This window comes from Xenorhabdus bovienii, from assembly GCF_024721015.1.
Classification (GTDB): Bacteria; Pseudomonadota; Gammaproteobacteria; order Enterobacterales; family Enterobacteriaceae; genus Xenorhabdus; species Xenorhabdus bovienii.
In genome coordinates this window covers 1-310 of sequence record NZ_JANAIF010000382.1, presented here as the reverse complement: position 1 = coordinate 310, position 310 = coordinate 1, and the positions used below count along the sequence as shown (strand labels likewise).

Genomic DNA, 310 nt, shown 5'->3' with positions numbered 1-310 from the left:
TTAATCGACTCCCGTTTGACACGCTCCGGCCAGTCCATATCCCAGCGGTCAACCGACCACGCCCACGCCAGATAGGGTAACAATTTCACCGGACAGCGATCCGGATGCCACAGCTCACGAAGGGGGACGGGAATATCGGCCAGACTGGCGAGCGCTTCAGCGGCGGCCATTTCCAACGGGGAAGAGCCGACCGGCAGCAGGCGGTTATTCATCGGAACCCCCAATGATGACCTCCGAACGGGTGCAAAAACTGGCCTGGGTTTTATCCAGCACCATGTCTTTAGCCGGTGTTTTCAGGTCAACACGCTGG

At 58.7% G+C, this 310-nt stretch carries 1 protein-coding gene and 1 pseudogene; both read right to left on the bottom strand.

What is annotated here, in order from left to right; all coding sequences use genetic code 11:
- The coding region (locus NXS07_RS22670) for a phage tail protein I (RefSeq protein WP_258087646.1) at positions 1-212 on the bottom strand (212 nt) is incomplete at its 3' end.
- Positions 205-310: pseudogene (locus NXS07_RS22665) on the bottom strand (baseplate assembly protein); the annotation flags it as partial. The gene NXS07_RS22670 and the pseudogene NXS07_RS22665, both read right to left, overlap by 8 nt.